General features: G+C 32.9%; 14 protein-coding genes. 1 reads left to right on the top strand and 13 read right to left on the bottom strand.

All coding sequences use genetic code 11. The features are described from left to right. Window positions 1-3 precede the first annotated feature (3 nt). The 12 genes from EOD40_RS10510 to EOD40_RS10455 form a co-directional block, all read right to left on the bottom strand. Window positions 4-1,098 carry a DegT/DnrJ/EryC1/StrS family aminotransferase gene (locus EOD40_RS10510; RefSeq protein ID WP_196781433.1) on the bottom strand — a complete coding sequence of 365 codons (1,095 nt, stop codon included), beginning with the start codon at window positions 1,096-1,098 and terminating at the stop codon, window positions 4-6. A 4-nt stretch (window positions 1,099-1,102) separates the two neighbouring features. Beyond that, a complete protein-coding gene (locus tag EOD40_RS10505; RefSeq protein ID WP_128195295.1) occupies window positions 1,103-1,858 on the bottom strand; it encodes a class I SAM-dependent DNA methyltransferase in 756 nt (251 codons plus the stop codon). A gap of 2 nt (window positions 1,859-1,860) precedes the next feature. Continuing rightward, a complete protein-coding gene (locus EOD40_RS10500; RefSeq protein ID WP_196781432.1) occupies window positions 1,861-2,172 on the bottom strand; it encodes a cupin domain-containing protein in 312 nt (103 codons plus the stop codon). A gap of 113 nt (window positions 2,173-2,285) precedes the next feature. After that, window positions 2,286-3,254 carry a glycosyltransferase gene (locus EOD40_RS10495; RefSeq protein ID WP_128195291.1) on the bottom strand — a complete coding sequence of 323 codons (969 nt, stop codon included), beginning with the start codon at window positions 3,252-3,254 and terminating at the stop codon, window positions 2,286-2,288. Then, complete coding sequence (locus EOD40_RS10490; protein WP_128195289.1) at window positions 3,247-4,347, bottom strand: glycosyltransferase; 1,101 nt, start codon at window positions 4,345-4,347, stop codon at window positions 3,247-3,249. The genes EOD40_RS10495 and EOD40_RS10490 overlap by 8 nt, the downstream gene beginning before the upstream one ends. A 5-nt stretch (window positions 4,348-4,352) precedes the next feature. Continuing rightward, a complete protein-coding gene (locus EOD40_RS10485) occupies window positions 4,353-5,054 on the bottom strand; it encodes a class I SAM-dependent methyltransferase (protein ID WP_128195287.1) in 702 nt (233 codons plus the stop codon). Beyond that, on the bottom strand, window positions 5,051-5,896 hold the full coding sequence (locus tag EOD40_RS10480; RefSeq protein WP_128195285.1) for a glycosyltransferase family 2 protein: 846 nt from the start codon (window positions 5,894-5,896) through the stop codon (window positions 5,051-5,053). Before EOD40_RS10480 ends, EOD40_RS10485 begins: the two co-directional genes overlap by 4 nt. A 1-nt stretch (window position 5,897) precedes the next feature. Beyond that, complete coding sequence (locus EOD40_RS10475) at window positions 5,898-6,545, bottom strand: acetyltransferase (protein WP_128195283.1); 648 nt, start codon at window positions 6,543-6,545, stop codon at window positions 5,898-5,900. Next, complete coding sequence (locus tag EOD40_RS10470; RefSeq protein WP_128195281.1) at window positions 6,539-7,615, bottom strand: DegT/DnrJ/EryC1/StrS family aminotransferase; 1,077 nt, start codon at window positions 7,613-7,615, stop codon at window positions 6,539-6,541. The genes EOD40_RS10475 and EOD40_RS10470 overlap by 7 nt, the downstream gene beginning before the upstream one ends. A gap of 2 nt (window positions 7,616-7,617) precedes the next feature. Beyond that, entirely contained in the window at window positions 7,618-8,916 is a 1,299-nt protein-coding gene (locus EOD40_RS10465; RefSeq protein WP_128195279.1) for an ABC transporter ATP-binding protein, read from the bottom strand. A gap of 64 nt (window positions 8,917-8,980) precedes the next feature. Continuing rightward, window positions 8,981-9,355 (bottom strand): four helix bundle protein, encoded by a 375-nt coding sequence (locus tag EOD40_RS10460; protein WP_128195277.1) that lies wholly within the window; start codon window positions 9,353-9,355, stop codon window positions 8,981-8,983. Window positions 9,356-9,409: 54 nt separating this feature from the next. Then, entirely contained in the window at window positions 9,410-10,279 is an 870-nt protein-coding gene (locus EOD40_RS10455) for an ABC transporter permease (RefSeq protein ID WP_128195275.1), read from the bottom strand. 295 nt (window positions 10,280-10,574) lie between these two features. On the opposite strand from EOD40_RS10455, the gene EOD40_RS10450 reads away from it, so the two are divergent. After that, complete coding sequence (locus EOD40_RS10450) at window positions 10,575-11,315, top strand: tyrosine-protein phosphatase (protein ID WP_128195273.1); 741 nt, start codon at window positions 10,575-10,577, stop codon at window positions 11,313-11,315. Between the two features lie 353 nt (window positions 11,316-11,668). Here the strand turns inward: EOD40_RS10450 and EOD40_RS10445 are convergent, their stop codons facing one another. Beyond that, a complete protein-coding gene (locus EOD40_RS10445) occupies window positions 11,669-13,636 on the bottom strand; it encodes a polysaccharide biosynthesis protein (protein ID WP_128195271.1) in 1,968 nt (655 codons plus the stop codon). Window positions 13,637-13,750: the final 114 nt, after the last annotated feature.

Genomic DNA, 13,750 nt, shown 5'->3' with positions numbered 1-13,750 from the left:
CTCCTAAATTATTACAGATATAACCTTAGCAATTTCTTCATTTCTCAATCCCAACCCACTAGGTATATAAAATCCGTTTCGGGCTAACTTTTCAGCTACGGGGTAATTTTCATTTTCAAACAATCCCATTTTTATAAAAACAGGTTGCTCATGCATACACCAAAAAAAAGGACGTGTGCCTATTTTAGCATCATTAAGTCTTTTGACCATAGCTTCTTGTTGCACTTCAGTTTCAGCAACCAAACCAAACACCCAATATATATTTTCAGAGGAAGATGTTCTCTCTAAAGGAAGCTGAAATCCTTTTAAATCTTTCAACCCTTCTCTATACAATTTACCAATTTCTCGTTTCCTTTGTATGTGATAATCCATTTTTTCCAATTGAGCAACTCCCAAAGCTGCCTGAAGATTAGTCATTCTGTAATTCCAACCTATTTCATGATGAATAAATCGTCTGCCTTGCTGCTCAAAAGCTAAGTTCCTCAACTTTTTACATTTTTCGGCAATACTGTCGTCATTACAAACTATCATTCCGCCTTCTCCTGTTGTGATATGCTTGTTGGGATAAAAACTAAAAATACTAATATCTCCAAAACTTCCACACATTTGCCCTTTGTATGTTTGCCCATGCATTTCGGCAGCATCCTCAATCAATTTTAAATTATACTTTTTGCATAATTCCAAGATAGGATCCATATCAACTGGCAATCCGTAAATATGAACCACTAAAATTGCTTTAGTCTCTTTCGTTATTTTTGCTTCAATCTGATCAACATCCATATTCCATGTTATTGGATCACTGTCAACCAATACCGGAGTTGCTCCTGCTGTAACCACAGATTGTACTGGAGAAATAATAGTAAATGTTGGCATAATCACCTCATCCCCCTTACCCAAACCCAGTGCCTTCACTGCAATATCCAAGGCCGCCGAACCATTAGAAACGGCTATTCCGTGCTTTCGATTAACATATTGAGCAAATTCCGTTTCAAACTTAGTGACAAAAGATCCTTCTGATGATATCCACCCAGTTTCAATACATTCGGTTACATATTTTAATTCATTTCCGGATAAGAGAGGTGTATTAACAGCTATCATAATCTTAATTCAATTTCTTTTTAAATAGGACACATATAGCCCATGTTTTTTCTGAAGGCATCTCCTGTGTAAGAAACTCTTCAGTTTTCACTAATTCAAAACCTGTGATTTTTGCCAAAAGTTCTAGTTCCGGAATTGAAAAATGACGCATCGGATGCACCTCTTTGATTATATCAAGTTGATTGGTCACTTTATCTTTAATCAGAACTTCGAAATTAACGTTTACAATATTTTTAGAAACATCACAGACCGATTCAGCAATTCTAACAATTGAAATACGATTATCTTCTAATCTTTTTATTCTGGTTTCCGGTTTTTGACTATACACCGCAGGCGTAAACCAAACATCAAATAAAAATAAACCGCCCGGTTTTAAATGGTCATAAACTGATTTCAAACAGTTAATTAAAGATTTATTGTCCGTGAGATAACTCATCACATGAAACAACGAAATTGCGGCGTCGAAAGTTTGATTTAACTTAAAATGTGTCACATCGGCTTTAATTGGGCTAAAATTAGGAATGTTTTTAGACTTTGCTTCATCAACCATCGTTTCACTTCGATCCAAACCGGTTATCTTCATTCCATTTGCAACTAAAAAAGTGGCATGATTACCACTACCGCACCCCAATTCCAAAACAGTCAACAACTCAGAATTGATTGATTTCAGAGAATTATATACATAATCTGCTTCAGCTTTATACTTTTTATCCTGATAAAGCAAATCGTAATACTGACTGTACTGTTTAAAATTATCCATAATTATTTTAATAGTATTTGTTCCTCTTTTACAGTATCAAAGCGCACTTTATCCCGTTCTCCACAATAAGGACCTTGTTTTACTTCTATGATTTCGGAGGCTTCCAACATTTTAAAACCATGACCTCCGTCCGACAGTAAAATTACGTCACCCTTTTCAACTATTGTACTTTGGACATAATTTTGTTCATTATCATAAAAATCAACTCTCACTTTTCCGCTTTTTATATAAAGCACTTCTTGGGTAAGATGCACCTCACGAGGAACTATATTGTGGCGATGTGGAGGAATAATATAATCCTTTGGTCTATTCATATATCCCAATTGTTGCGAATCATTATCATCCGTAAAAAATTCGATGCCTTCTTTGTTATAACTCGAACGAATTATAATGGCTAACTGTATGTAATTATGCTTAATATTTTCAATCATTTAAATATTTTTCTCCAAAGAACAAAAACAATAGGAGGTATAAATAACTTGACTATTTTTTTTATTCTTTCTTTTTTATACTTTCTTTTTTCTTTACCAAAATAATTTCCTTTACCTGAATATCCTAATTTAAATGCCTTGATTACCAAATCTATTTCATTAACATCGATTGTATTAAAATTAGGCTTTTTAATTGAAATTGGGGGGATAATATTTAAATTAGCATGGGTTGCTTCTTCTGATTCAATATGATTAGTCATAGATGGATTTGGATAAAGTGTTAACCAACCATTTAAAACACAAACAGCTTGCCAACGAATAGCCCATGAATCGACCTTTCCTTCTTTTTGTTGCTCAAGCATTTCTGTAAAATTGTATGAACCATAAGCATTAAATATATTTTTTTTTGATTCATTATTTTCTAATTTCTCCTTAAGTTCATCAACATTGGAATTAAAAAATCTCCATCTATCTTTCCATGTAGCCCATCCCAAACAATCTGGTAAAGGAACAAAAAAATAATTCGGATATTTTTTCCCACATGCAAAAAAATTACAAGACCCAATTTGTCCCACAGACAAATTAGTCTCATAACGATCTAACGCATCGTTCATATAGGATAAGAAAAATTTTGACAAAATTAAATCATCCTCTAAAACAATAACTTTTCCATAACTATTTACAACTTGAGTTACTCCATCTATAATAGAATTGGCTAAGCCTTTGTTTTTATTTTGATAAGTAATAATTACTTTCTTAAATCTATTTTCATTTTTACATATATCTCTTACTTTATTTATCTTAAATAAACCATCTGCATCAACATTTTCTTTAGTCCCATCACAGAAAATATATAATATACTATCTTTTGCTTCTAAATTTTCAGCAAGAGAATTCAGAATTTGCTGGGTATGTAAAGGACGATTATATGTAAAGAGAACTATTGGGGCTAATATTTTACTCATTCAAAACAACTCTTAATTTATTAATATAGTCATCCATGGTAAATTCTTTCTTTATCCGTTCTCTCCCATTGTCTCCCATCTTTTTTGCCAACTCCTTATTACTAATTATTTTAATCATGGCATCCTTCATAGCAAAGATATCTGTCTCCTGCACTAAAAAACCAGTTTCTTCATCAATCACAACATCAGGTATTCCTGCATGAAAAGTAGAAATAACAGGCAATCCGGCTGCCTGTGCTTCAAGAATAGCTACAGGGGTTCCCTCACTGTCTCCATTATCAGCGACCACAGAATGTTGCACAAATGCAATAGCACTTTCCATATGTCTAATAGTTTCCTCGGGTTTGATTACTCCAAGAAAAGTCACATTCTTCTCAATTCCCCATGCTTTAACCATGTTTTTACATGTATTTAAAAGCTCACCACTTCCTGCCATTTTCAATTTAGCCTTAGGGATTTCTTTAAGAAGTTCATTAAATGCCATAAGAGTTAAATATGGTGCTTTCTTATCTACAAACCTTCCGATGGCAAAAAAGGTATTAGATTCAAAAATCGGGTTATTATCAAAAAATAAATTGTTCGGTCCATAGGTAATCAATGCTATTTTATTTTCCGGACAACCCAAAGAAATTAATTTTGATTTCATTGTCTGAGAAACTGCAATAATTTTATGTGCTTGCTTGAACATTTTTTGATATCCTTGTGCATAATGATTTAAGGTATCATTATCACTAGCATCAAATCCATGAAAATGGACAACCAAAGGAATTTTTGCCTTATTACATACATCTAACAAATGTACTCCTGCTGGTCCATACTGAGCCAAAACAACATCAATTTTATTTTTTTTCAAAAGCGAAACATAATCAGGAACATGACTAAATATTTTTTTTTTAAAAAACAACCTAAATAATTCATTAAGTTTTGCTTTATACTTATTTTTTATTTGCTTATTATTCTCATAATAGATAGGTAACCAACCACCATACAAAACTAACTTTGCTGGCAAAAAATCAATTTGGGTTTTAATAAAAGTCTCTGAATATGCATTTTTATTAATCGTTGCAATTGCAATATTTTTATTCACATTCATAAAAATTATTTTTTTGCGATACCATATAATCCAGTTATCATTTGCCCTTCGACAAATTTTACCTGAGTATTTTTATCCATTTTTATTAAAAACTTAATAACGGGCTTCAAAAACAATGACAACCAATATCGTTTTCTATTTGTCATTGGACTTCTTCTCACCCACAAACCTAACATTTGAGCCATTGACGCATGCCAACCACCAGTAGCTTTTATCTCAATTTCTCTAAATCCAGAATCCTCTAAATGCCGCTTTAATGAAAATGGAGTATATCTATATTCGTCATGGGGCACTTCATGTAAATTCCATAAAAAAGGAACTGTAAAGAAAAAAACCCCCTTGGGTTTTAAAACTCGAAAAACTTCTTTTAACGTAACTTTAGGGTCAGGACAATGTTCTAAAACCTCTGTCCCAAACGCACATTCAAAACAATTGTCTTCAAAAGGCATGATTTGTCCATCCCAAGCAAAATCAGGTTTGATCTTTTTATCGTATTCTAAAGCTCCTTCTATATCTAGCCCAACATATTTATCAACTTTACTATTTTCTAAAATATAATTTTCATAAGGCATCTTTCCACAACCTATATCCAATAAACTACCTTTGAATTGAGGTAGCGTATCTTTTATGGCATTAAAAATATAAGTACGAATATAGTATCTATCTAAATTTTCAATAGTAAATTCTATTTTAGTAAAATCTTTCAAAAGTATTTATTGTTTAATTTTGATTTAATTTTTTTCATTATTTTTTTAAAACAAGAAATTTTAACCGAACCAAATCTTTTTTTCCTTTCTTTAATTGCTTTATCAATTATATAAATTGATGCTTTATCTGAATAAAATTCTTTAAATATTTCTTGTGTCTGAACCCCTTTCAAACATTTTATTTTATTATCTAAACTACTCCAAACGCCATTTTCATGTATTCTATATACACTCATATAATCAGGCAATATATAAGCCTTACTATTTTTAACAGCAATTAATTGTAAAGCCCAATCTCCCGCAGTAATTGTACCAAAAAAATCAGGTAAATCCTTTATAACTGACTTCCTAATAAGTAATGTACTAGTATTTAAAAAGTTTTCGAATATTAACTCCTTAAAGCTAAAACTCTTTACTTCTAAAGGCAATTTATTAATTACACCCTCACAATTTGTAGATGACTTATGACCACAATAAGCATACTCTGAATTAGTCTCCAAAAAATCTACCTGTTTTCGTAATTTCAAAGAATCTATCCAGTAATCATCTCCGTCGCAAAGGGCGATGTACTTGCCTTCGCACTGTTGTAAAGCATAAATAAAATTAGGCATCATTCCTATATTTTTTTCATGTTTTACATACTTAATCCAAGTACTCTTAAGATGACTTTCAATTAAAGTTTGAATAATTTCATCTGTAGAATCAGGTGATGCATCATTAGCAATGATTAATTCAATACAAAAATCACATTCCTGCATGAGTACACCTTCTATGGCTTCACGTATATAATTTTCGTGGCCATAAGTTATCATTACTACACTAACTAAAGGTTTATGATTCATCTTAAAATTCTAAAGGGATTAATTCTTTTTTAATAACAGCCGGTACTCCTACTATCAAACTATTATCTGGTACATCTTTAGTAACGACAGAACCAGCACCTACAATAACATTTTTTCCGATTTTCACTTTTGGTAAAACTGTCACGTTAGTCCCCAATACAGAATAATCACCAATTATACAATTTCCTGAAACATGTACTCCTGGCGACATCTCTACAAAATTCCCTATTAGACTATCGTGTCCTACAGTGCAATTTAAATTAATTAATGTTCCTTTTCTAATAACAATATCAGATGTAATTACTGTTCCTGTCATAATATTACACCCATCTTCAATAGTGTTCCCAAAATTTCCGATTCGTGCTAATGGACTTATTGTACTTAAAAACACACCTCCTATTGCCTCAAACTTATCTAATAACGTCCTTCTTAAAACTGGATTTCCAATTCCTATTGTAAAACGATTATCGTAAGCTTTAAAATAATTTGCTGCCTGTTCAAGATTTCTTAAAACAGGAAATCGTCCAAATAATTTTTCTGGTATATCTGTATTCACATCATCATAAAACACCAAATTTTCTAAATCGTTTAATTGATGTACTACTTCTAAAACTTCTTTCGCAAATCCTTTGGCTCCTACAATTAACATATACTTGTATTTATTATTTGAGAAATTTTTTTCAATTCTTCTTCTGATAAATCTACGTACAAAGGCAAACACATTATCCTTGATGCAATACTTTCTGAAATAGGCATTGGAACACTGGAAACATAATGAAGTGTATTCAGTGCAGGATAAAAATACCGTCTCGGCATGATTTTGTATTCTTTTAACTGTTGTAATACCTTAAGTAATTGCACTTCGGTTTCAAAAATAACAGGATAATAACTATAATTCCAATGTGTGTTTTCTCTTATTTTTAAAGCCTTCAGCTTTGAAAAATCAAGATACCCATTATAATAATTGATTACTTTTTTTCTACCTGCAATTATAGTCTCCATATAAGGCAAAACTGCCAATCCCATAGCCGCTTGCAATTCAGACATTTTAGCATTAATTCCTAGACCATGAAAAGCCAAAGGCCCGTTATGCCCGAAATTATGACTGTAAAACAATTGATGTCGTAAATTAGTATCATTTGTAAACATTGCTCCGCCTTCGCCTGTATGAAAAAGCTTGGTAGCATGAAAACTACAGGTACTTACATCTCCATAATCAAAAATAGATTGCTCTTTATATTTTACTCCAAAACAATGTGCCGCATCATAAATCACTTTTAAATTATATTTTTGTGCAATATTTTCTATAGCCTCAACATGGCAAGGATTTCCAAAAACATGTGTCGCCAAAATAGCCGTCGTTTTATCAGTAATCGCTGCTTCAATTTTAGTTTCATCAATCGTCAAATACTCAGGATGAATGTCTACAAAAACAGGTGTGCTATTTTGCCAAACAATTGCCGCTGTACCCGCTACATAACTAAAAGGTGTCGTTATAATTTCTCCATTATTACCCAATAATTTCAAGGCAATCTGCAATGGAATAGTTCCATTGGTAGTAATGATAATATTAGAAACGGTTAAATATTGTTTTAACTTTTCTTCCAGTTCCAATACCAATTCCCCTCTATTCGTAAGCCATTGATTATCCCAAGCCCTTTTTATTTGCTTGTTATACTCTTCTATCGGTGGAAAAAAAGTTTTGGTTACGTTAATCATAATTAATTTTTTAAAGACCACTCAAACTGTGGTTTTATGGATCCTGGCTCTCTGCCCATATAGACACCTAAATCCCTCTTTCCATCAACAACGGTAAAGGTGATAATATCACTTTCTGAAAATACAAAACTTTTTTTATCTTCAACAACAAAAAGTGACAAGCTAAAATTACCCGGCTGAAAAAAATGTTTTGGAAATTTACAGCTAATCAAATTTTCCCCTTTTTTTAAAATCACAGAATCATCAAATGAATGGTGGAATGAAAACATAGCTTCTCCCAATTCATTATACAGATGATAGGTTAAGTGATATCTATGTGCATCCTCACTTTTAAAAGTTATATCTGTGACAAGATCAATAACAGTATCTTCCGCTATAACTCTATTTTCATTTTCACCTTTTAAGCTTATTTCATTAAGTCTAAAAATCTCTTTATCAAATTCATTGTCAAATTTTTTACTACTTAATGAACCTACATTTGATCCACTCAAATAGTAACTTACTGCATTTTCAATCCCCCCCTCAAAAACCACCTTCCCATGCTCCAAAACTATTCCCCTTGTACACAAGCTCTTCACCGCTGCCATATTATGGCTCACAAACAACACTGTCCTTCCTTCACCTTTAGAAATATCCTGCATCTTGCCAATGGCTTTTTTTTGAAACTCGGCATCTCCCACGGCCAACACCTCATCAATTACTAAAATTTCAGGTTCCAGGAAGGCGGCTACCGCAAAAGCGAGACGAACTGTCATTCCAGAACTATATCTCTTTACTGGTGTATCAATGTAACGTTCACAACCCGAGAAATCAATAATTTCATCAAGTTTAGCGGTAATTTCTTTTTTGGTCATTCCCAGAATGGCGCCGTTAAGATACACATTTTCACGTCCCGTTAATTCGCCATTAAAACCGGTTCCTACTTCCAGTAACGATGCAATACGTCCACGTGACTTGATGGTTCCCGTAGTAGGAGCGGTCACCTTAGAAAGTATTTTTAGCAAGGTAGATTTTCCGGCTCCGTTTTTACCGATAATTCCCAAGACCTCTCCACGCTCTACCTCAAAATTAATATCCTGCAAAGCCCATACATAATCACTTTCGCCTTTAGTAGTACGGTCATTAGTTTCTCCAATCTTCAAATATGGATCTTCTTTCCCACGAATGCGATGCCACCATCGATTTAAGTCGTGAGTCAGCGTACCTGTCCCTACTACCCCCAGTCGGTATTGTTTAGAAATATTTTCGGCTTTTAGAATAATATCTCTGTTGTGAGTTGTGAGTTGTGGGTTGTGGGACATACTTTATATTATTTTTTGTGAGTTGTGAGTTGTGAGACTAATAAAAACTCACAACTCATAGTTTCTACTTCCAATTCTTTTCAACGTAACTGATAAAATTAAAAATCTTACCTCCTAAATGTTCATAATATTGAATAAAAGGTTCAAAATCACCTTTCAATTCACTATATAATTGTGGGATTTTAAAAATATGATTGATTGTTTCTAAACAACTGGCATGTGAAAAAACTAAAAACCGAATAAAATCTGCTTTATATTTTCTTCTACCATATCCTTCAACAATATTAGAAACCACACTATCAGATGAACGTCTGAGTTGGCTACCCAATTCATACAATTCGTATTTAGGTAATTTTAAAGTCTGTGGATGTAATGCTAAGAACAGGTTCATACCATTATTGTAAATATCTAAATCTTTATAGCTTTTAAAATCACTCATTTTTTTATGTTTTGAGTTATGGGTTGTAAGACTTCTAAGAACTCACAACTGTTTCTACACCGTATCAATAAAATTTTTCTCTGTTCGATTAAAAATAAGCAATCCTATAAAGAACAACAAAATGATTAACACAAAAGTATAAGCCAAACCTGGAATTGAAATCTGACCAATATCTAATAATAAATATCGGGCGGTTTCAATTATATAAGCCAAAGGATTGTAATGAATCAACCAGGCGTATTTAGGCATTTTTTCAGAAATCAGTGCCATAGGATACACCACCGCAGAAAGATACATCAATAATTGAACTCCAAATCCAATTAAATAGCTAAAATCACGGTATTTAGTCACCAATGACGAAATAATCATCCCTAAACCCAAGCCTAAAATCCCCATCATAACTACTAAAAAAGGGAAGAATAGCACCAAAGGATTGAGACTTATGGCCGCTCCGCTACAATAAAAATAAAGATAAAAAGCAATGAAAATAAAAAACTGGATTCCAAACTTCAACAAATTGGAAATCACCACCGAGAGCGGCACAATCAGCCTTGGAAAATATACTTTCCCAAAAATGCCTGCATTAGACGCAAAAGTATTAGAAGTTCCGTTGAGACAGGCTGTGAAATAGTTCCACACTGTGATTCCGGCCAGATTAAACAAAAAAGGCGGCACAGTTCCGGTTTCGATACCCGCCACAGTATTAAAGATAATGGTAAAAGTAATCGAAGTAAACAAAGGCTGAATCAAATACCAAAGTGGTCCCAAAACCGTTTGTTTGTATACTGTTACCACGTCCCGTTTCACAAATAGCAACAACAAATCACGGTACTGCCAGACTTCTTTGAGATTAAACGAGAAAAATCTGTTCTTGGGTGTGATTTCAAACAACCAATCCTCTTCATATTTATCTGTTTGTTCCATTTTATACTACAAGCCTTTATCGAATTATATGGTTAAATATACTACCCTATCATTAGTCTAACCAAATATAACCGACCAGCAACATAAAAATATGGTCAAAAAAGCTTTTACTATAGTAAAATTCTACTTTATTAAACGTTGTCTGTTGTGAGTTATGGGTTGTGAGTTGTGAGTTGTGCCTCTCGACTCCGCTCGAGTTGACAAACTCGACTGCGTTCTGTATTCTAAATTCTGCTGACTGTCACTTCTAACTTCCCTCCTCCAACTTCTAACTTCTTTTTCCTATATTTACAATATGCTTACACTTTTCAAATCCAAACCGCTTCTTAAGGATCTTATCCCCAATAATCACGTTGATATCCATTCTCATCTTCTGCCAGGAATTGATGATGGGGCAAAAACTTTTGAAGATTCTTTGCGTTTAACTCAGGCGTTACAAAAAATCGGAATAACGCAAATAATTACTACCCCACATATTATTCAGTATGTTTGGGAGAATACCGATGAGCAAATTATCGCAAATAAGAACAATACGATACTCGAACTGAGAAAAAACAATATCGATATGCCTTTTCAGGCTGCGGCAGAATATTTAATGGATGATCAGTTTGTCAGTTTGTTTCAATCACATGATTTATTGACTCTGAAGGATAATTATGTGCTAGTAGAAATGTCATATATCAACGCTCCTATCCAACTGTACTCGATATTATTTGACTTACAAATAGCAGGTTACATTCCCGTTTTGGCACATCCGGAACGTTATTTATTTTATCATAAAAATTTTAATGAATACGGGAAGCTCAAAAAAGCGGGCTGTTTATTTCAACTCAACTTGCTGGCTGTAGTAGGTTATTATGGGGAGAATATTGCTAAAATAGCAGAACAACTACTAAAAAAAGGAATGTATGATTATGTAGGCTCTGATGTGCATCACGATAATCACATTAAAGCCTTTGATCAAAAAGTAAAAATAAAAGATTTGAGTCCGCTGAAAGAAGTTATTGCGAATAATCAGTTTTTTAAATTGAATTAAAAAAATCAGCCACGAATACTCGAATTATTTTTTAAAATCTTTGTGGTTATACTTTTGCGACTTATGCGGTTAATTTTTCACCATATAAGTCATATAAGTTTTTTATTAACTTTGAAAATAGTTTACTTAAAAGTACATATAAGTCTAAAACTAAATTATTTTAAATCTCTTATATGGTTTTAAAATATATAAAAGACTTTGTGAAATGCTTTGTAAATTTTGTGGTTAAATATTTCCGCCGCAATCCCGATAGCTATCGGGACGTAAATTATTTTTTAAAATCTTTATCGACAAAACTTAGTAAACTTCGCGAAAAGCTTTGTGGACTTTGTGGTTAAAAAACACTTAGCAACTTATTTATCCAGTACCTCATAAGTTGAATTCATACTCTTGAACTCAGGAACAATCTTCTTCATTTTAGCTACAATAGCGTCTTTTTTATGAAAATTAGAAATGGTAATAAGTTCTTCTATTTCATCGTGCAGAATTTCAAATTCTTCCTGAATTTCTTCGGCAATCATAATTTTATGATGGTGGGTCGGAATTGTTTTTGAAGTATCATTCAACAGTTCTTCATACAACTTTTCACCTGGTCGCAAACCTACAATCTTTATTTTAATATCTTCATCGGGAATGAAACCGGCAAGTTTAATCATTTTTCGAGCCAGATCGATAATCTTAACTGGTTTCCCCATATCAAAGATGTAGATTTCTCCTCCTTTACCCATAGCACCTGCCTCTAAAACCAACTGGCAAGCCTCAGGAATGGTCATGAAATATCTGATAATTTCAGGATGGGTGATTGTTATAGGGCCTCCAGCAGCAATTTGTTTGGTAAACAAAGGCACTACTGAACCATTAGAACCTAAAACATTACCGAATCGCGTGGTAATAAACTTAGTACTCTTAGCATTTCTGTCAGCATTGGATTTTAACTGTAAAGACTGTACGTATTTCTCAGCAATACGCTTACTGGCTCCCATTACATTACTAGGATTTACGGCTTTATCAGTAGAAACCATAACAAAACTCTTTACTTTGAATAGGCATGCCAAATCAGCTATATTTTTAGTTCCTTCAACATTAGTCAGAATGGCTTGTGAAGGATTGGCTTCCATTAAAGGCACATGCTTATAAGCTGCGGCATGATAAACCACTTCCGGCTGATAATGACTAAAAACAATACTCATAGCATCTTTATTCCTAATATCGGCTACTACTGTTACAATATCAACAGGAGTATCCAAATTGTTTAACTCCAAACACAAATTATGTAAAGGAGTTTCAGCTTGGTCTACTGCAACAATTTTTTTAGGTTTAAAAAGTATTACCTGTCTGACTATTTCACTACCTATAGATCCTGCAGCTCCGGTAATTAAAACAGTTTTGTCTTTTAGCTGTTTCGAAATTGCTTTACCATCTAAAACAATAGGTTTTCTATCCAATAAATCTTCAATTTGGATACTTTTTACTTTTTGAGAAATCTCTTTTTGATTTTCCCAATCGGTAATTAAAGGAACAATATATACCTTGTAATTGAATTCTAAACATTGTTCAACAATAACCAATCGCTCTTCCTTTGATAAACTTTTATCGGCAATAATCACACCCTCGGCACCTATAGAACGCATCAGGGTAGGAAGCTTTTTTTTCTGGATTAGAATAGGTAAATCCATCATTCTCTTAGATGAATTCTGACTGTTCTTATCTACAAATCCGACAATTTTGAATCGGGTAGGCACTTCTAATTTTAAAGCCTTTGCTACCGAAAGTGCATTGGCATCTGTTCCATAAATAATCGTCCTAGGCAATTTGACATCATTCCTTTCCGAAAAAAAATGTTCAAAAACTTGTTTGATTACTACACGATACATGAACAAACCGCAAAAAGAAAGCACCATATTAATAAAAAGTGCTGTGTTCAGATAAATTTTGTATCCATAAAACAATTGAAAAACAAAATTTAAAGTAACAAAAAAGACTAAGACTGAAATTTGGGAAAACAATAACTTTATGGCATCGGTATAAGAAGAATGCCTGATGATTCCTGCGTAAGTTCTAAAAACCCAAAAGGAGAAAACATTCATCCCTATCAAAAAACAGACATAAGGTATTTTGTTCTCAAAACTGATATAATGTAAACCTACACCGTTAATAATCAATTTTGTAAACAAAAAACTGGCTATGAGTACGATTAAATCAATACCCACAACAATCCATCTTGGCAGATAACTTAAATTACGTATATTAAGTATTAAATTTTCTCTTGAAAAAAAGTCAGGATCTACAAAGCCTGCACCAGAATTTTTAGTCTTACTCAAAACCTATATTTTTTTTTAAAGATTACTCCTGTTATCAAAAAGCAAAAATAATATATAATAAATTAATAAAACAGAATAAACCCATTCTATTTTACAAACAGAAAAAAAGCGAAA

This window comes from Flavobacterium sufflavum, from assembly GCF_004016525.1.
GTDB classification, from domain to species: Bacteria; Bacteroidota; Bacteroidia; order Flavobacteriales; family Flavobacteriaceae; genus Flavobacterium; species Flavobacterium sufflavum.
This window is presented reverse-complemented; position numbering and strand designations above follow the sequence as displayed.